General features: G+C 66.9%; 17 protein-coding genes. 7 read left to right on the top strand and 10 right to left on the bottom strand.

Annotated elements, in window-relative coordinates; genetic code table 11:
* Positions 1-3: 3 nt before the first annotated feature.
* The 6 genes from AC1RUS_RS06970 to AC1RUS_RS06945 are packed head-to-tail and all read right to left on the bottom strand — an operon-like array spanning position 4 to position 6,082.
* Positions 4-1,230, bottom strand: a complete 1,227-nt coding sequence (locus AC1RUS_RS06970) for an aminotransferase class V-fold PLP-dependent enzyme (RefSeq protein WP_492914414.1) — start codon at positions 1,228-1,230, stop codon at positions 4-6.
* Complete coding sequence (gene sufD / locus AC1RUS_RS06965; protein WP_492914412.1) at positions 1,230-2,264, bottom strand: Fe-S cluster assembly protein SufD; 1,035 nt, start codon at positions 2,262-2,264, stop codon at positions 1,230-1,232. The genes AC1RUS_RS06970 and sufD overlap by 1 nt, the downstream gene beginning before the upstream one ends.
* Positions 2,261-3,010, bottom strand: a complete 750-nt coding sequence (sufC, locus tag AC1RUS_RS06960; RefSeq protein WP_492914411.1) for a Fe-S cluster assembly ATPase SufC — start codon at positions 3,008-3,010, stop codon at positions 2,261-2,263. The genes sufD and sufC overlap by 4 nt, the downstream gene beginning before the upstream one ends.
* A 2-nt stretch (positions 3,011-3,012) precedes the next feature.
* The gene (sufB, locus tag AC1RUS_RS06955) at positions 3,013-4,482 is read right to left on the bottom strand and encodes a Fe-S cluster assembly protein SufB (RefSeq protein WP_492914409.1); all 1,470 of its coding nucleotides are present in this window, start codon (positions 4,480-4,482) and stop codon (positions 3,013-3,015) included.
* Positions 4,482-5,615 (bottom strand): cysteine desulfurase family protein, encoded by a 1,134-nt coding sequence (locus tag AC1RUS_RS06950; RefSeq protein WP_492914407.1) that lies wholly within the window; start codon positions 5,613-5,615, stop codon positions 4,482-4,484. Before AC1RUS_RS06950 ends, sufB begins: the two co-directional genes overlap by 1 nt.
* A gap of 2 nt (positions 5,616-5,617) precedes the next feature.
* Positions 5,618-6,082: an Rrf2 family transcriptional regulator gene (locus AC1RUS_RS06945; RefSeq protein ID WP_492914405.1), complete on the bottom strand. Its 465-nt coding sequence runs from the start codon at positions 6,080-6,082 to the stop codon at positions 5,618-5,620.
* Positions 6,083-6,265: 183 nt separating this feature from the next.
* On the opposite strand from AC1RUS_RS06945, the gene AC1RUS_RS06940 reads away from it, so the two are divergent.
* Both AC1RUS_RS06940 and AC1RUS_RS06935 read left to right on the top strand, forming a co-directional pair.
* Positions 6,266-6,916 carry an alpha/beta hydrolase gene (locus AC1RUS_RS06940; RefSeq protein ID WP_492914404.1) on the top strand — a complete coding sequence of 217 codons (651 nt, stop codon included), beginning with the start codon at positions 6,266-6,268 and terminating at the stop codon, positions 6,914-6,916.
* Positions 6,917-7,013: 97 nt separating this feature from the next.
* A complete protein-coding gene (locus AC1RUS_RS06935) occupies positions 7,014-8,294 on the top strand; it encodes an NAD(P)/FAD-dependent oxidoreductase (protein ID WP_492914402.1) in 1,281 nt (426 codons plus the stop codon).
* A gap of 5 nt (positions 8,295-8,299) precedes the next feature.
* Here AC1RUS_RS06935 and AC1RUS_RS06930 read toward each other — a convergent pair whose 3' ends face one another.
* Positions 8,300-8,980 carry a DUF6624 domain-containing protein gene (locus tag AC1RUS_RS06930; protein WP_492914401.1) on the bottom strand — a complete coding sequence of 227 codons (681 nt, stop codon included), beginning with the start codon at positions 8,978-8,980 and terminating at the stop codon, positions 8,300-8,302.
* Positions 8,981-9,055: 75 nt separating this feature from the next.
* The gene (locus AC1RUS_RS06925; RefSeq protein WP_492914400.1) at positions 9,056-10,159 is read right to left on the bottom strand and encodes an anhydro-N-acetylmuramic acid kinase; all 1,104 of its coding nucleotides are present in this window, start codon (positions 10,157-10,159) and stop codon (positions 9,056-9,058) included.
* 179 nt (positions 10,160-10,338) lie between these two features.
* Here AC1RUS_RS06925 and tyrS point away from each other — a divergent pair, with 179 nt between their 5' ends.
* The 4 genes from tyrS (at position 10,339) to AC1RUS_RS06905 (ending at position 14,136) form a co-directional block, all read left to right on the top strand.
* Positions 10,339-11,682, top strand: coding sequence for a tyrosine--tRNA ligase (tyrS, locus tag AC1RUS_RS06920; RefSeq protein WP_492914397.1), 1,344 nt, complete (start codon positions 10,339-10,341; stop codon positions 11,680-11,682).
* Between the two features lie 129 nt (positions 11,683-11,811).
* Positions 11,812-12,273 carry a peroxiredoxin gene (locus AC1RUS_RS06915; RefSeq protein WP_492914395.1) on the top strand — a complete coding sequence of 154 codons (462 nt, stop codon included), beginning with the start codon at positions 11,812-11,814 and terminating at the stop codon, positions 12,271-12,273.
* Between the two features lie 251 nt (positions 12,274-12,524).
* A complete protein-coding gene (locus tag AC1RUS_RS06910) occupies positions 12,525-13,676 on the top strand; it encodes a peptidoglycan DD-metalloendopeptidase family protein (protein WP_492914393.1) in 1,152 nt (383 codons plus the stop codon).
* Positions 13,657-14,136, top strand: a complete 480-nt coding sequence (locus AC1RUS_RS06905; protein WP_492914391.1) for a bactofilin family protein — start codon at positions 13,657-13,659, stop codon at positions 14,134-14,136. The genes AC1RUS_RS06910 and AC1RUS_RS06905 overlap by 20 nt, the downstream gene beginning before the upstream one ends.
* A gap of 61 nt (positions 14,137-14,197) precedes the next feature.
* Here the strand turns inward: AC1RUS_RS06905 and AC1RUS_RS06900 are convergent, their stop codons facing one another.
* Positions 14,198-14,566, bottom strand: coding sequence for a VOC family protein (locus AC1RUS_RS06900; protein ID WP_492914389.1), 369 nt, complete (start codon positions 14,564-14,566; stop codon positions 14,198-14,200).
* Between the two features lie 86 nt (positions 14,567-14,652).
* Between AC1RUS_RS06900 and AC1RUS_RS06895 the strand changes: the two genes are divergently transcribed.
* A complete protein-coding gene (locus AC1RUS_RS06895; protein ID WP_492914388.1) occupies positions 14,653-14,946 on the top strand; it encodes a helix-turn-helix domain-containing protein in 294 nt (97 codons plus the stop codon).
* 4 nt (positions 14,947-14,950) lie between these two features.
* Here AC1RUS_RS06895 and prfB read toward each other — a convergent pair.
* A protein-coding gene (prfB, locus tag AC1RUS_RS06890) for a peptide chain release factor 2 (RefSeq protein ID WP_492914386.1) occupies positions 14,951-16,073 on the bottom strand; the annotation gives its coding sequence in 2 pieces (ribosomal slippage) (positions 14,951-16,003 and positions 16,005-16,073; 1,122 coding nt in all).
* Positions 16,074-16,118 lie beyond the last annotated feature (45 nt).

The raw sequence follows: 16,118 nt of genomic DNA, 5'->3' as shown, positions 1-16,118 counted from the left end.
GGCTCAACTGAAGAAACTGCGGGCTTTGGCCAGCGCATCCACGAACGCGTCGGCCTCGGCCTCTGTGTTATATAGGGCGAAGGAAGCGCGAGCGCTCGACGTGACGCCAAATCTGCGCATCAAGGGCTCGGCGCAGTGGGTGCCGGCGCGGACGGCGACGCCGTAACGGTCCAGCACTTGGGCCAGGTCGTGGGCGTGGACACCCTCGACCGTGAACGACAGCACCGCGCCCTTGCCGGGCGCCTCGCCGAGAATTCTCAAGCCGTTGACGCCGCGCAGCCGCTCGGCGACCCGCTCATAGAGGGCGTGCTCGTGGGCGAAGGCGGCGTCGCGATCCAGGCCGTCCAGCCATTCGATCGCCGCGCCCAGGCCGACAGCCTCCAGGATCGCGGGCGTACCGGCTTCGAAGCGGTGCGGCGGGTCGGCATAGGTAATGGCGTCCATCGACACCGAGCCGATCATCTCGCCGCCGCCCTGATAAGGCGGCAGGGCGGCGAGGCGCTCGGTCTTGCCGTAGAGCACGCCGATGCCGGTGGGGCCGTAGAGCTTGTGGCCGGAGAAGACGTAGAAATCGACGTCCAGCGCCTTCACGTCGACCTTGGAGTGGACGATGGCCTGACAGCCGTCGAGCAACACCTGAGCGCCGGCCGCGTGGGCCAGGCGGACGATCCCGGCCACGTCGTTGACCGTGCCCAGCACGTTCGACATGTGGGTGATGGCGACCATCTTGGTCTTCGCCGACAGCAGGCCCTTGAAGGCCTCCATATCGAGACGTCCGTCGTCGAGCACCGGCACGAACTTCAGGACCACGCCCTTGCGCTCGCGCAGGAAGTGCCACGGCACGATGTTGGCGTGGTGCTCCATCTCGGAGATGACGATCTCGTCGCCGGCGTTCAGCGACAGGCCGAATGAGCTGGCGACCAGGTTGACCGCCTCGGTGGCGCTCTTGGTCCAGACGATTTCGGTCGGTTCGGCGTTGATGAACTTCGCGACCGTTTCCCGAGCCTTTTCGTAGGCTTCCGTCGTTTCATTGGCGAGCGTGTGCAGGCCGCGATGGACGTTGGCGTAGGAGGTGCGGGCCAGGCCGACCATGGTGTCCAGCACCGCGTCGGGCTTCTGGGCGCTGGCGGCGCTGTCCAGATAGATCAGCGGCTTGCCGTGCACGGTCCGTTGCAGGATCGGGAACTGGGCGCGGATCGCCTCGACATCGAAGGGGGCGTCAAAAGCCATCAGTCGATGCTCCGTCCCAGGCGCTGGGCGACCCAGGCGCGTGCGACCTCGCGGGCGGCGTCATGCGCGATGCGCTCGACGACTTCGCCAACGAAGGCCTCGGTCAGCATGGCGCGGGCTTCCAGTTCGGGAATGCCGCGCTGGCGGGCGTAGAAGATCGCCTGCTCGTCCAGGGCGCCGATGGTGTTGCCGTGGGCGCAGGAGACGTCGTCGGCGAAGATCAGCAGTTCGGGCTTGGCGTCGACCTCGGCCTTGTCCGAGAGGATTAGGGCGTGGTGGCCCATGCGGGCGTCGGTCTGGTCGGCGCCGGGCTGGACGATGATCCGCCCCTGGAACACGCCGCGCGCCTGGTCGGCGACCATACCCTTGGTCAATTGCGAGGTCGTGCCATCGACGCCGTCGTGGGTGACCTGGGTGGTCAGGTCGGCATGACGCTGGGCGTCGAGCAGATAGATCCCGTCCAAACGCAGGTCGGCATGGGCGCCAGGATGGGCGACGCGGGTCTCGATCCGCTGGCGACGAGCGCCGGTGGTCAGGATCGTCTGGGCGTAATTGGCGCCGGCCGACAGGGCGACCTCGGCGTCGACGACCGAAACGGCGTCGGTCGCGTCCGAAGCCATCACGATGCGTTCGACGACGGCGTCCTTGGCGACCCGAATGTCGAACGTGATCTCCGACAGATAGCTGTCGGCCAGGCCTTCGTGGCTTTCGAGCAGGGTCAGGCGCGCGCCTTCGCCCACCGAAATCCGCACGCGGCCGGCATGGGCCGTCGCGGCGGTGGCCGAGATCAGACGCAGAGCGACGACGCGGGTCTCGCCGGCGCCGACGGTCAGCTCAACGCCGCCCTGGCCGTTGACGATGGTCAGGGTCTCGTCCGCCGCGAACGGACCGGCGCCGACGTCGCTCTCGAACTTCGGCGAGATCGGCGGCAGGGTCCGGATCAGGCCGCGCAGATCGGTCCAGCGCCAGTCCTCGTCGCGGCGCGAGGGTAGCTCGGTCAGGTCGCCGGTCTTGAGGGCGGAGGCCAGGCTCATGCCGCGGCGCTCGCATACTTGTCGTAGCCTTCGGCTTCCAGCTGCAGCGCCAGTTCCGGGCCGCCCGAAGCGACGATGCGGCCGGCGGCCAGCACGTGGACGCGGTCGGGTTTGATGTAGTCCAGCAGGCGCTGATAGTGGGTGATCACCAGCATGCCGCGCTCAGGGCTGCGCAGGGCGTTGACGCCTTCAGAGACGATCTTCAGGGCGTCGATATCCAGGCCGCTGTCGGTTTCGTCGAGGATGAGGAACTTCGGCGAAAGCATCGCCATTTGAAAGATTTCCATCCGCTTCTTCTCACCGCCCGAGAAGCCGACATTCAGGCCGCGCTTCAGCATCTCAAAGTCGATCTTCAGCGAGGCGGCCTTCTCCTTGGCCAGCTTCAGGAAGGCCGGGGCGGCGATCTCGTCCTCGCCGCGCGCGCGACGCTGGGCGTTGAGAGCGGTGCGAATAAAGGTAAGCGCCGGAACGCCCGGAATTTCCAAGGGATATTGGAACGATAGGAACAGCCCCTTGGCGGCGCGCTCGTTGGCGTCCAGGGCCAGCAGGTCCTCGCCATTCAGGTGTGCCGAGCCCTCGGTGACCTCATAGCCGCCACGCCCCGTGAGCACGTAGGAGAGGGTCGACTTGCCCGCCCCGTTCGGCCCCATGATGGCGTGCACCTGCCCGGCGGGAACATCGAGCGTCACGCCCTTCAGGATCGGCTTGTCTTCGACGCGCGCGTGGAGGTTCTGGATAGAAAGCATCTTTAACCAACGGATCCTTCAAGGGAAATCGCGACCAGCTTTTGAGCTTCGACGGCGAATTCCATGGGCAGTTGTTGCAACACGTCCTTGACGAAGCCGTTGACCAGCAGGGCCACGGCTTCTTCCTGCGAAAGGCCGCGTTGCTGGCAATAGAACAGCTGGTCGTCCGACAGGCGGGTGGTGGTGGCCTCGTGCTCGAACACCGACTGGCCGTTGCGGGCCTCGATGTACGGGACTGTGTGGGCCGCGCAGGTCTTGCCGATCAGCAAGCTGTCGCACTGGGTGAAGTTGCGCGCGCCCTTGGCCTTGGGGTGGGCCGATACCAGGCCGCGATAGGTGCTGGTCGATTTGCCCGCGCTGATGCCCTTGGCGACGATCCGCGAGCGGGTGTTGGCGCCCAGGTGGATCATCTTGGTGCCGGTGTCGGCCTGCTGGTGACCGTTGGTCACGGCGATCGAGTAGAACTCGCCCGAGCTGCCCTCGCCGCGCAGCACGCAGGACGGATATTTCCAGGTTACGGCCGAGCCGGTCTCGACTTGCGTCCAGCTGACCTTGGAGCGGTCGCCCCGGCAGTCGGCGCGCTTGGTGACGAAGTTGTAGATGCCGCCCTTGCCGGTCTCCGGATCGCCCGGATACCAGTTCTGGACGGTGGAATATTTGATCTCGGCGTCGTCCAACAGGACGAGCTCGACCACGGCCGCGTGCAGCTGGTTCTCGTCGCGCATCGGGGCCGTGCAGCCCTCGAGATAGGAGCAATAGGCGCCCTTGTCGGCGATGATCAGCGTCCGCTCGAACTGGCCGCTGTCCTTGGCGTTGATGCGGAAATAGGTCGACAGCTCCATCGGGCAACGCACGCCCGGCGGGATGTAGACGAACGAGCCGTCGCTGAAGACCGCGCTGTTGAGACAGGCGAAATAGTTGTCCGAGGTCGGCACCACCGAGCCCAGATACTGGCGCACCAGATCGCCATGCTCGCGGATCGCCTCGCTCATCGAGCAGAAGATCACGCCGACCGCCGCCAGCTCCTTCTTGAAGGTGGTGACCACGCTGACGCTGTCGAACACCGCGTCCACGGCATAGCGCGGAGCGCCCTCGACACCCGCCAGAACTTCCTGCTCCTTCAGCGGGATGCCGAGCTTGGCGTAGACGGCCAGCAACTCGGGATCGACCTCGTCCAGGCTCTTGGGACCATCCTTGGTCTTGGGCGCGGCGTAGTAGTAGGAGTCCTGATAGTCGATCTTCGGGTAGTTCACCTTGGCCCAGTTGGGCTCTTCCAACTCAAGCCAGCGGCGATAGGCCTCCAGGCGCCAATCCAGCATCCACTGGGGCTCTTCCTTCTTGGCCGAGATGAAGCGCACGATGTCCTCGGAGAGGCCCTTGGGGGCGAACTCCTGATCGATTTCGGTCGTGAAGCCGTGCTCGTACTTCTCGAGCGCCGCTACGGTTTCGACAGTCTCTTTGACCGCGGCCATCAAGCCACCTCCCGACGCCGAGCGCCGATACGCTTCCAGGCGGCGAGCCAGGCGTCGCCGCATTTGATCCAGTCGTCTTCCGTGCTCGCCCAGCCACCGCTGACCCGAAGGGCGAACGGAGCCAGATCGGGTCGGCCCATGGCTTCCACCACACGGCTGGCCTTGACCTTGCCCGATGAGCACGCGCTGCCGGCGCTGGCCATCACGCCCGCCAGATCCAGGTTCATCACCTGGATCTCGGAGCCGAAGCCTTCGCCGGCGAAGCACAGGGTTTGGGGCAGGCGATCGACACCCTCCCCGAGCACGACCGCGCCTTCCGCCTTGACGCGTTCAGCCAGGGCGTCGCGCCAATGGCCCAGTTTGGCCATCGAGGCAAGGTCGCGAGACGCCGCATCGGCGGCCGCTCCGAAGGCGGCGATGCCCGCGACGTTCTCGGTGCCGGCCCGACGGCCACGCTCCTGACCGCCGCCGTGCTGGCGACGATGCAGGACGGCGCGCGTGCCGGCGACCAAGGCGCCGACGCCCTGCGGCCCGCCCAGCTTGTGGGCCGACAGGGCCATCGTATCGGCGCCGAGGGCGGAGAAATCGATGGCGATCTTGCCGGCCGCCTGCACGGCATCGACATGCAGCCAGCCGTCGGCGGCGCGCACCAGGGCGGAAGCCGCCGCGACCGGCTGGATGACGCCGGTCTCGTTGTTGGCCAGCATCAGGCAGATCAGCGCGCGGCCGGGCTTGGCCAATTCGGCTTCCAGCCAGGCCAGATCGGCGACGCCGAAGTTATCCACAGGCCAGGTCGCGACCGGCAGGCCAGAGACCTTGGCGGTCTCGACCACGGCGTCGTGCTCAGTGGCCCCGACGATAATCCGCTCGAAGCCTGCGGCCTTGGCGCTTTCGATGGCCAGGGCGTTGGCCTCGGTGCCGCCGCTGACGAAGGTGACAGAACCCGACGGCACGCCGACCAGGGCGGCGACTTGGGCGCGAGCCTTTTCCACCAGATCGCGCGCCGCGCGGCCGGCGGCGTGGACGGATGAGGGGTTGGCGGGAGCCTCCAGCGCACGCAACAGCGCGTCCCGCGCTTCCGGACGGATTGGCGCGGTGGCGTTGTAGTCGAGATAGACGGGGGCGCGGGTCATGCTCACTCCGCCGCGATCTCCAAGGCTTTGGGCTCAGGACGCAGACGGCCTTCCAGCACGTCGGCCACCGACACCGAGGCTAGGTAGCCATGGATCTGGCGGCCCATCTCTTCCCAAAGGTCGTGGGTCATGCACCGCTCGCCGCCGGCCATGCAGCCCTTGGGGCCGCCCTTGGACAGGCCGCAGCGCGTGGCGCGCAGGGGTTCGTCGACGGCCAGCACGATGTCGGAGATCAGGGTCTTCTCGGCGTCCAGCGCCAGGCGATAGCCGCCGCCCGGACCCCGCGCGCTCTTGACCAGGCCCTTGCGGCGCAGGCGCGCGAAAAGCTGTTCGAGATAGGACAAGGAGATCTGCTGACGGGCCGCGATCTCGGCCAGGGCGACCGCACGGCCCTCCCCTTCGTCCTGGCGCTTGGCCAGGTCGGTCATGGCCATGACGGCGTATCGTCCCTTGGTGCTCAGGCGCATGCGCCTTACTCCTTGCAGATTCCGCGCGCATCGGCTTTTGCGTGTGCTACAAGCCGCGACTTCGCGCGCGGGCTCGACAGTCCGCGTCGCTGGCTGCGATTTAGGAAGACCAAGCGCAGCGGTCAAGTATTCCATCGGCCGGAAAGCCGGGAAAACGACCGCTCGCGAGCTTAAGGGGACGATATGCCTGATGTGATTTTGACCGGCGCGTCCGGGCGGATCGAAGGTCGCTATTCTCCGGGCAAGACCGAGACGGCGCCGATCGCCCTGATCCTGCACCCGCACCCCAAGGCGGGCGGTCACATGAACCACCCGGTTTCGGTGCAACTGTATCACCTGTTCATGAAGCGCGGCTTCGCGACGCTGCGCTTCAACTTCCGCGGCGTGGGCCGCAGCCAGGGCGAATTCGACGCCGGCATCGGCGAACTGGCCGACGCGGCCACCGCGCTGGACTGGCTGCAGACCTCGAACCCGGCCGCCAGCCAGACCTGGGTCGCTGGCTTCGATTTCGGCGCCTATATCGGCATGCAGCTCCTGATGCGTCGCCCGGAGACGGACGGCTTCATCAGCGTCTCGCCGCCCACCAACATGTACGACTTCAGCTTCCTGGCGCCCTGCCCGGCCTCGGGCCTGTTCCTGACGGGCTCGGCTGACAGCATCACCCCGCCGGTCGAAGTCGAGCGTGTGGTTTCCAAGCTGCGCACGCAGAAGGGCATCGTCATCGACTACGAAGTCATCGACAAGGCCAGCCACTTCTGGACCGAGCACCTGCCCTTCGTGGAAAAGAGCGTCGGCGACTATCTGGACAAGCGGATCGAAGCCAACCCGATCTGATCCTTCAGAGGCCTCCCTTCGGGGAGGCCTTTTTCATTCGGGACATCGCCGGTTCGAGTACTTACATAACGCTGGTACCGGTAACGCGAGAGCGAACATGCACTACGATATCGTGATCGTCGGCGGCGGCGCGGGCGGGCTGGAGCTGGCCTCGCGGTTGGGGCGCAAGCTGGGTCGCAAGGCCGGGCGCGAGCGGGTGCTGCTGATCGACCGTTCGATTTTCCACATCTGGAAGCCGACCCTGCACGAGGTGGCGGCCGGCACGCTCAACGCCCACCAAGAGGGCCTGTCCTATCCGATCCTGGCGCGCAGCAACCATTTCAGCTTCTTGCTGGGCGAGCTGACCGGCTTCGATCCGGTCGCCAAGCGCCTGACCCTGGGCGAGCTTCGCGGCGACGACGGGTCGGTGCTCGCGCCCGAGCGCCATGTCGGCTTCACCTGGGGCGTGCTGGCGATCGGCAGCGGCTCGAACCTGTTCGACACCCCCGGCGCGGAGCAGGCGCACCTGCTGGAGCGCACCGAGGACGCCGAGCGCTTCCATGCCCGGCTGCTGGCGGCGTTCATGCATGCGCCGTTCTCGCCCGACAAGGCGCTGCGCGTGGCCATCGTCGGCGGCGGGGCGACCGGCGTGGAGCTGTCGGCCGAACTGATCGAGGCTCACAACGAACTGCAGGACGGCCTGGGCGCCGAGCAGCGCTTTCGCCTGGAAATCTCGATCGTCGAGGCCGCGCCGCGCATCCTGGGCGGCCTGCCGGAGAAGATCTCCGACCAGGCGACCACGGCGCTGGAACGCAAGGGCGTGCGTGTACGCACCGGAGCCAAGGTCATCGCCGTCCACGCCGACCGGCTGGAGACCAGCCATGGCGACATTCCCGCCGACCTGATCGTCTGGGCCGCCGGGGTGAAGGCGGCGGGCTCCAACGCCGGCTACGGGCTGGAGACCAACCGCCTGAACCAGTTCGTGGTCAGCGAGCGGCTGGAGACCACGGCGCCGGACGTCTACGCCCTGGGCGACTGCGCGGCCTGCCCCTGGAAGGACGGCAAGCTGGTGCCCGCCCGTGCGCAGGCCGCTCACCAGCAGGCCGATTATCTGGCGAAGGTGATCAACGCCCGTCTGCATCAGCGGCAGGTGCAGGAGCCCTATGTCTACAAGGACTTCGGCTCGCTGGTGTCACTAGGAGAGAACAAGGGCGTCGGCTCGCTGATGGGCGGACTGGGCGGGCCCAACTTCTTCGTCGAGGGCCTGATCGCCAAGACCATGTACATCTCGCTGCACCTGGACCACCACCGGGCGATCCTGGGCACTGTGAAGACCGTGGTGCTGGCCTTGGCGCGCCTGCTGCAGGAACGTGTGTCGGGGCGGCTGAAGTTGCACTGAGCGCATCAGCAAGGCGGTCGGCTGGCGAACCGGGCGGCGTTCTGGGCCAGGGTGTCGGCGAAGCCTATCGCCTTGCGGCGCTCATCCACCGTCTCCGGGGCCTCCAGCGTGTCGACAACCCACTTGCCGCCCTTGCAGGTCATCTGGCTGCCATAGCGCTGCGGACGCCCCTCGGCGATGGCTAGGCGGTCATACATCAGAGCGAAGTCGGGCCCTCGGACCTCGCCGGTCGCGACCAGCGGCTCCAGCACTGGCACAAAGCGCCGCCACAGCGCCACGTCGGAATGCTGGACGATCAGGAAGGCGGCCATCGACGCCTTGGGCCCATAGCGGCTCTTGTAGAACCAGCCTTCAGGCGGAAGCATCGCCAGGAGTTGTTCTTGGTTGGCCTTGTCGACGGCCATGATCGGCGTCCACATCGCGGCCCGGGCGGCGTAGAGCTGAGGCGGCTCCAGCGTATGCAGGTCGATGGGGATCATCGCCAGCCGCCCAACCTGCTCCAACCGTCCCATGCGCTCCAGGCGTTCGGCGTCGTCGGCAGCCGGTGGCAAAGCGGCTTGGGCCTTGCGCTCAGCCTCGATCGCCTCGCCGACCGGCGCCACCAGGGCCGCCGCCTGCGGGCTCAAAGGCGCGGGGGTCGGTTGAGCTGAGGCGAGCAGCAACAGCGTCAGCAGTATACCGATCATCGCTATCGCCCCCGAACCGACCGAGCGCGCATCCAGTCACGATTCCCGTCCTCCGCGAAAGTCTGATATTGCGGCCTAGGGTTGGACGATCCGTCCGCCTGTCATCGGCGCCGCAACGCCCGTCGTTCCCGGGAAGCTAATCGGCAACCCCAGCGCCGTTCGCGCCGCCAGATAGGCGAAGGCTTCGGCCTCGATGGAGTCGCCGCGCCAGCCGTAATCCTCCGCGGTCCTGACCGGCACCGGCGCGCGCTCGGACAACACCTTCATGATCTGCGGATTGTGGCGACCGCCGCCGCAGACGATCAGCGCGCTGGGACGATCGCCCTTGTCGAACGCCTTGACGACCGCCTCGGCGGTGAAGGCCACCAGGGTGGCGGCGGCGTCTTCGGCCGACAGGGGTTCGACCAGATCGAGCGGGAAGTCGTAGCGGTCCAGAGACTTGGGCGCGGGGCCGGCGAAGTAGGCGCTGGCCAGGAAGGTGTCGAGCACGCCCTGGTCCACCTTGCCGGCCGCCGCCATCCGCCCGTTGTCGTCGAAGCGACCCAGCCCCCGCGACTGCAGCATCAGGTCGATCATCCCGTTGCCCGGACCGGTGTCGAAGGCCAGCAGCCGGTCATCGGCGTCGATCAGGGTGATATTGGCCACGCCGCCGATGTTCAGCGCCGCCACCGGCGCCGGCAGGCCCGAGGCTCGGGCGCGGGCCGCGTGATAGATCGGGGCCAGCGGCGCGCCCTGCCCGCCCGACGCGACGTCGGCGGTGCGGAAGTCGAAGGCCACTGGCCGCCCACTGGCCTTGGCCAGACGCTCGGCTTCGAGCAGTTGCACCGTGCGGCCGATGCGGCCGGGCTCGGGGCGCTCGTGCAGCACGGTCTGGCCGTGCACGCCCAGCAGGTCGAAATCGCTCCACGCCAAGCCATGCTCGGCCAGGAAGCTCTCGGCGGCGTGGAAGTGTTCGTCGGCCACCGCGCGGGCGGCCTCGGCGAAGATGTCCGGCGCCGGCTTATCGCGCGGCCAGCCCCGAGCAACCTCGGTGGCCACCAGCAGCAGGTCGCGGGTCTCCTCGCGGAGCTTGCGTTCCCCGGCCGGGCCAAAGGCCTGGATGTCTTCGCCGTCGGTCTCGAGCACCGCCATGTCGACAGCGTCGAGCGAGGTGCCGGTCATGAATCCCAGTATGCGCATCAGCGTTGACTGCCATGGTCGGGGGCCTGTAGCTAGGCCCCATGATCGACGTCCGCTTCCCCGTCCGCGCCTATTACCGCCCGCTGAAATAGCGGGAGGCCGGCCTGACACGTCGCCACCCTGCCGGGGGCGCGTCTCAAAGATCATAGCGTTCCGGGCTCTATCCGGAGACTGACCTCATGAAACCCTCGCCACATCCAGGCCCGCCCGTGCTAGACGGCGCCCCGTCCCTTCAAAAGACGCCAAATCCAGAGAGTCGATCCATGTCCGCGCCCGCCTCGTTCAAGTCGGAATTCCTGCAGACCCTGCAGGCGCGCGGCTACATCCACCAGATCACCCACCCGGACGAGTTGGACGCGGCCGCCGCCGGCGGGATCGTCACGGCCTATATCGGCTTCGACGCCACCGCGCCGTCCCTGCACGTGGGCAGCCTGATCCAGATCATGATGCTGCGCCGCCTGCAGCAGGCCGGCCACAAGCCGATCGTCCTGATGGGCGGCGGCACGACCAAGGTGGGCGATCCCACGGGCAAGGACGAGAGCCGCAAGCTGCTGAGCGACGCCGACATCCAGGCCAACATCGCCGGCATCAAGCAGGTCTTCGCCAAGTTCCTGACCTTCGGCGACGGACCGACCGACGCCATCATGGTCGACAACGACGAGTGGCTTTCGAAGTTCGGCTACGTGCAGTTCCTGCGCGACTACGGCGTGCACTTCACGGTCAACCGGATGCTGGCCTTCGACTCGGTCAAGCTGCGGCTCGAGCGCGAGCAGCCGATGACCTTCCTCGAATTCAACTACATGCTGATGCAGGCCACCGACTTCCTGGAGCTGAACCGCAAGTACGGCTGCGTGCTGCAGATGGGCGGATCGGACCAGTGGGGCAACATCCTCAATGGCGTGGAGCTGACGCGCCGCGTCGACCAGAAGGCCGCCTTCGGCCTGACGACGCCGCTGCTGGCAACCGCCTCGGGCGCCAAGATGGGCAAGACCATGTCGGGCGCGGTCTGGCTGAACGCCGAGCAGCTGAGCCCGTACGACTACTGGCAGTTCTGGCGCAACACCGAGGACGCCGACGTGGGCCGCTTCCTGAAGCTGTTCACCGACCTGCCCCTGGACGAGATCGCCCGCCTGGAAGCGCTGCCTGGCGCCCAGATCAACGACGCCAAGAAGGTGCTGGCCGACGAAGCCACCCGCATGGCGCACGGCGAGGACGCCGCCAAGACCGCGCGCGACGCGGCCGAGAAGGCGTTCGAGCAAGGCGTGACTTCCGCCGACCTGCCGACCTTCGAGGTTCCCGCCGCGGATCTGAAGGCCGGGATCGTCCTGGCCAACCTGTTCGCCGACGCCGGCCTGGCCGCCTCGCGCGGCGAGGCGCGTCGCCTGGCCCAGGGCGGTGGTCTGAAGCTGAACGACAAGGCCGAGGCCGACGCCAACCGTGTCGTCACCGAAGCCGACCTGATCGACGGCGTCGTCAAGCTGGCGGCGGGCAAGAAGAAGATCGTTCTGGTGAAGCCTATCTAACCTGTGTCATCCCGGACGCCTCGAAGAGGTGATCCGGGACCGCCGGAAAACATCGACGCATGCCGTGGTCCCGGCGCTCCGCTACGCTGCGGCCGGGATAACAGTTGAATTGAGTTGAGGAGAGAAACGATGCTTCAAGCTGGCGACAAGGCTCCCGCGTTCGACCTGCCCACCGACACGGGCCGGGTCAGCCTCGCGAGCCTGAAGGGCAAGAAGATCGTCCTCTATTTCTATCCCAAGGACGACACCTCGGGCTGCACGTCCGAGGCGCTGCAGTTCTCGTCCGAGGTCGAGGAATTCCAGAAGCTGGGCGCGGTGATCGTCGGGGTGTCCAAGGACAGCGCCGCCTCGCACGCCAAGTTCCGCAAGAAGCACGACCTGACCGTCGAACTGGCCGCCGACACTACCGGCGAAGTCGTCGAGACCTACGGCGCCTGGGTCGAGAAGAGCATGTACGGCCGCAAATATATGGGCATCGACCGCTCGACCTTCCTGATCGACGGCGAGGGCGTCATTCGCGAGGTCTGGCGCAAGGTGAAGGTGCCCGGCCACATCAAGGCTGTGCTAACGGCGGCCCGCGCACTGAAGTAGGTTCGGGCGCAATTTTTTGCCTGAACGCCAGGAACGCTTGCCGCGTAACGGTGTTGTATTTCCGCCTCGGCCTTCGAGCTTCTGTCGCGAACACGACCCTAACGCGTGGTCGCCGCGTTCAGAACACGTTAACGGTTAGAGCCGCATGATCAAATTTACGACTCGCGCTCCCTTTGGGGGCGAAGAGTCTTGCGCCATTCCGCTTTATCGTTGCATATCCCCCTGTCCTGAAAACGGGGGTTTCCTAGGCGATGGCGATCAAGCGCTTCAAGCGGCTGCAGCAATCCCTGGAAAGCCTGTTCCCTGAACGGCATCTGTACATCCGCTCCGGCGGCGAGATGCGCGGCTACGTCTTCTCCACCAACAAGCAACTCCTGGCCGCCGCCGGCGTCGGCGTGGCGGCCTTGTGGATGGGCGTCTGCACCGCCTCGATGATGGTCAACGCCCTGGCCGTCAGCTCCACCGACCAGCAGGTCATCAAGCAGCGCGCCTATTACGAGCGCCTCAACGCCGACCGCCAGGCGCGCCTGAACAGCGCCGTCGCCCAGCTGTCGGCCACCAACGGCTCGCTCGACGAGCTGGCGGCTTCGGTCGAGAAGCGCCACTCGGCCCTGGCCATGCTGGTCAGCGACTTCAAGGGCGTGCCCGGGGCCGCCGACGCCCTGAAGGTGGCCAAGCCCCGCCTGCTGGCCGCCACGCCCGTGCAGCGCATCCAGGCCACCCGGATGGATCAGGAGCGCCTGATCGACGCCGCCGAGACCTTCGCCAAGAGCCGCGCCGAACGCCTTCGCCTGGCCATGCGCATGGCGGGCCTGGACGCCGGCAACTACACCGGCCGCGGCGTGTCGCTGGGCGGCCCGCTGATCGAGGCCAAGGATCCGCGCGCGCTCGCCGCCGTCCTTGATGTCGACGAGGAATTCGCCAGCCGCATCCAGCGCGCCGCCACCGACATGTCGGACATGCGCTCGCTGAACCAGGCGGCCCAGAAGCTGCCGTTCTACCGGCCGACCAACAATCCGGCGCTCAGCAGCAGCTATGGCGTCCGCTTCGATCCGTTCACCCATCGCCCCGCGTTCCATTCGGGCCTGGATTTCCCTGGCGCGTTCTACACCCCCATCATGGCCACGGCCCCGGGCGTGATCTCGTTCACCGGCGTTCGCTCCGGGTACGGCAACACGATCGAGATCGACCATGGCGGCGGCTTCAAGACGCGCTATGCTCACCTTCAAGCGATCTCCGTCCGGGTCGGACAGCGTGTGGCGATCGGTCAACGCGTTGGGGCCATGGGCTCGACGGGACGGTCCACCGGCCCGCACCTGCACTATGAAGTCTGGGCCAACGGCAGGGCCCAGAACCCCAATCGCTTTTTGAAGGCTGGTGAGTATGTTCAGCAAGCAAACTAAGTCCCCGGCGCGCGGCCCGGCCAAGATCGAGCCCCTGCCCACCCCCGTCTCGCCCCTCGACAACGCCCGTAAGGCCCCGCCGAAGGTGGCCTCGCTGATCTCCTCGGACATCACCATCGAGGGCGGCATCACCGGCGACGGCGAACTGCAGATCGACGGCGTGGTGCGCGGCGACGTCCGCGTCGGTCGCCTGACCGTCGGCGAGACCGGCCACGTCGAAGGCTCGGTGTTCGCCGAAGCCGTCGAGGTGCGCGGCCGCATCGTCGGCGCGATCACCTCCAAGCAGGTCCGCCTGTACGGCACCTCCTATATCGACGGCGACATCACCCACGAGCAGCTGGCGATGGAGACCGGAGCCTTCTTCCAAGGCCGCAGCCTGAAGTTCCAGCGCCCCGCCCAGCAACCGGCTCCGACGCCCGTCCTGGCCGCGCCCGTGGAGGCCCACGCCAAGCCGGCCTGAGCCCACCGACATCGAACTACGAAACGCCCCGGATCATTCCGGGGCGTTTTGCTTTCGGAGCCTAACGGCTGGACAGCACGAAGGTGTTGCCGTCCGGGTCCTTGAACTTGGCGAAGGTCCCCCAGGGCTGCTTCTGCGGCGGACCTTCGAACTCGACGCCCCTCTCGACCATCTTGCGATAGCTGTGTTCGACGTCGTCGCAGGCCAGCGAGCCGTTGAAGAAGCTGCCGATGCGGTCCTCGTGACCTTCAGGCGTGAACAGCACCAGGCCCGTCTCGGCGCCAGGGATCGACAACTCGATCCAGCGCTGGTCGCCCATCGGCTGGTCGGTGGCCACGCGCAGACCCACCTTCTGCGTCCAGAAGGCCAAAGCCCGATCCTGGTCACGGGTCGGGATGCTGACGAACTTCACCTGCTTGATCAAACTCATGGCCTCGCCTCAGCGCCTCGATGTGGAGGACCTGGATTAGCCGCGGGCGATTGCGTCCGGGAAGACATGCAGTCATTGCTATAGCAATGATGACACCAACCTACGTCCTCGACCGCTACGTGCTGGACACGCTGATGGCCGACTTGGTCGCGCACGACCACAGACCGTCGGCTTTCCTGGTGTATCTAGCCATCGTCGCCGCCCACGCGGACGGGCGCGCGACCTTCAGCCATGCGCAATTGGCCGAACGGACGGGACTGTCGAAGCGGACGGTGCAGGCGGCGGTCGAGCAGCTGGCCCGCCGCGACCTGATCAAGATCGCGCGCCAGGGACCGACGGAGCCCGCGATCTACGAACCCCTCAGCCCCTGGCGGCGATAGTCGCCTAGGACGCCGAGGCGTCCCGCGTGGCCCCGACCCGTTGGGCCAGGGACGCGCCCATGAATTCGTCGAGATCGCCATCCAGCACCCCTTGGGTGTCGGAGGTCTCGACATTGGTCCGCAGGTCCTTGACCATCTGGTAGGGCTGCAGGACGTAGCTGCGGATCTGGTGACCCCAGCCGATGTCGGTCTTCTGGTCTTCCAGCGCCTGCTGGGCGGCTTCGCGCTTCTGTAGCTCCGCCTCGTAGAGGCGCGCGCGCAGCATCTTCCAGGCTTCCTCGCGGTTTTGGTGCTGCGAGCGGCCGGCCTGGCAGGCCACCGCGATGCCGGTCGGGATGTGCGTCAGACGCACCGCCGAGTCCGTCTTGTTGATATGCTGACCGCCGGCGCCGCTGGCGCGGTAGGTGTCGGTCCGCACGTCGGACGGATTGATCTCGATCTCGATGGTGTCGTCCACCACCGGATAGACCCAGGCCGAGGCGAACGAGGTGTGGCGCTTTGCGGCCGCGTCATAAGGGCTGATGCGCACCAGACGGTGCACGCCGGCCTCGGTCTTCAGCCAGCCATAGGCGTTCTGGCCCTTGATCAGCAGCGTGGCCGACTTGATGCCGACCTGGTCGCCCGAGGTCTCTTCGACCAGCTCCACGCTCATCTTGTGGGCGTTGGCCCAGCGCGAATACATGCGCAGCAGCATGCCGGCCCAGTCGCAGGACTCGGTGCCGCCGGCCCCGGAGTTGATTTCGACATAACAGTCGTTGCCGTCAGCCTCGCCGGACAGCAGGGCCTCCAGTTCGGCGCGGCCGGCGCGTTCCTTCAGCTCCTTGAGCTGGGCGCGCGCATCCTCCAGCAGGGCCTCGTCGCCCTCCATGTCGGCCAGTTCGGCGTACTCCAGCGCGTCCTTCAGACCCTGCTGCAGGGCCTGCACGGCTTCGACGCGTCCGGCCAGGCTGGCGCGCTCGCGCGAGACCGCCTGGGCTTCGGCGGGTCTGTCCCAAAGGGTCGGATCTTCGACCCGGGCGTTCAGCTCATCGAGCTTTCTAAGGGCGACATCCCAGTCAAAGACGCCTCCTGAGCAGTCCAACGGACTGCTCGATGTCGGCCGCGGAGGCCTCGACATCCGGTCTCATCACGTAACTCCGTGACAGTGGTGAAGGGCGCGGGGAATAGCCTGC

It is taken from the genome of Caulobacter sp. GW821-FHT10F06, assembly GCF_058809215.1.
This window is presented reverse-complemented; position numbering and strand designations above follow the sequence as displayed.

Excerpts from the sequence above, each read along its gene's own strand:
- AC1RUS_RS06905 (WP_492914391.1), top strand. The coding sequence starts at position 13,657 with ATGTTCAGCAAGCAAACTAAGTCCCCGGCGCGCGGCCCGGCCAAGATC.
- AC1RUS_RS06915 (WP_492914395.1), top strand. The coding sequence starts at position 11,812 with ATGCTTCAAGCTGGCGACAAGGCTCCCGCGTTCGACCTGCCCACCGAC.
- AC1RUS_RS06950 (WP_492914407.1), bottom strand. The coding sequence starts at position 5,615 with ATGACCCGCGCCCCCGTCTATCTCGACTACAACGCCACCGCGCCAATC.
- sufB (WP_492914409.1), bottom strand. The coding sequence starts at position 4,482 with ATGGCCGCGGTCAAAGAGACTGTCGAAACCGTAGCGGCGCTCGAGAAG.
- AC1RUS_RS06940 (WP_492914404.1), top strand. The coding sequence starts at position 6,266 with ATGCCTGATGTGATTTTGACCGGCGCGTCCGGGCGGATCGAAGGTCGC.
- AC1RUS_RS06900 (WP_492914389.1), bottom strand. The coding sequence starts at position 14,566 with ATGAGTTTGATCAAGCAGGTGAAGTTCGTCAGCATCCCGACCCGTGAC.
- AC1RUS_RS06930 (WP_492914401.1), bottom strand. The coding sequence starts at position 8,980 with ATGATCGGTATACTGCTGACGCTGTTGCTGCTCGCCTCAGCTCAACCG.
- tyrS (WP_492914397.1), top strand. The coding sequence starts at position 10,339 with ATGAAACCCTCGCCACATCCAGGCCCGCCCGTGCTAGACGGCGCCCCG.
- AC1RUS_RS06910 (WP_492914393.1), top strand. The coding sequence starts at position 12,525 with ATGGCGATCAAGCGCTTCAAGCGGCTGCAGCAATCCCTGGAAAGCCTG.
- sufD (WP_492914412.1), bottom strand. The coding sequence starts at position 2,264 with ATGAGCCTGGCCTCCGCCCTCAAGACCGGCGACCTGACCGAGCTACCC.
- AC1RUS_RS06925 (WP_492914400.1), bottom strand. The coding sequence starts at position 10,159 with ATGCGCATACTGGGATTCATGACCGGCACCTCGCTCGACGCTGTCGAC.
- sufC (WP_492914411.1), bottom strand. The coding sequence starts at position 3,010 with ATGCTTTCTATCCAGAACCTCCACGCGCGCGTCGAAGACAAGCCGATC.
- AC1RUS_RS06945 (WP_492914405.1), bottom strand. The coding sequence starts at position 6,082 with ATGCGCCTGAGCACCAAGGGACGATACGCCGTCATGGCCATGACCGAC.
- AC1RUS_RS06970 (WP_492914414.1), bottom strand. The coding sequence starts at position 1,230 with ATGGCTTTTGACGCCCCCTTCGATGTCGAGGCGATCCGCGCCCAGTTC.
- AC1RUS_RS06895 (WP_492914388.1), top strand. The coding sequence starts at position 14,653 with ATGATGACACCAACCTACGTCCTCGACCGCTACGTGCTGGACACGCTG.
- AC1RUS_RS06935 (WP_492914402.1), top strand. The coding sequence starts at position 7,014 with ATGCACTACGATATCGTGATCGTCGGCGGCGGCGCGGGCGGGCTGGAG.